1 protein-coding gene is annotated in these 569 nt (G+C 17.4%); it reads left to right on the top strand.

Going from position 1 to position 569, the window contains the following annotated elements; all coding sequences use genetic code 11:
• Positions 1-569: hypothetical protein (locus tag L8Y18_RS08645; protein ID WP_263676673.1), on the top strand; the 569-nt coding region annotated here is incomplete at both ends.

Below are 569 nucleotides of genomic sequence, written 5' to 3' on the forward strand. Positions count from 1 at the left end.
AAAGAATCTTTTCATATCAATATCTTAATCAATAGTGATACACTTTATAAAAATCCTTTATTGCAATATAATATAAATAGAAAAATTTCTAAAGATGATAATATCATTTATGCTTTAAAAAATACTTCTAGTATAAATCAAGCTTTTAAAAACTTAAAACAATTACAAGAAGTATTATTAAAAGAAAATATATTTTTAAATTTTATAGACTTAAATAGCAAAGAAAGTCTTTTAAGTTTTTACAATCAAATATTAAGTAATCATCATCTTAAAGATTATTTTTATATAAAAAATAATCAATTTTTTATTAAAGAAGATATAAAAAATAAAATTGTATTTCACAATATCAATTCTTCTTCTATTATAAGTAATTATCTTAGCTTGTTAAATGATTTTAATACTTTAAGCAAGATAGAACTTATAAATATATTAGAAAGTTTAAGTTTATACAATCTTTCAACTTTAATGCAAGATATACAAAAAAGATACTTAAAACTAGAATATAACTTAAAAAGCTTTAATAAAGATAGTATCTTTTTATCTAATATGATTATGAATGTGAGGTTGAA

It is taken from the genome of Campylobacter sp. CNRCH_2007_0968H, assembly GCF_025773245.1.
GTDB classification, from domain to species: Bacteria; Campylobacterota; Campylobacteria; order Campylobacterales; family Campylobacteraceae; genus Campylobacter_D; species Campylobacter_D lari_D.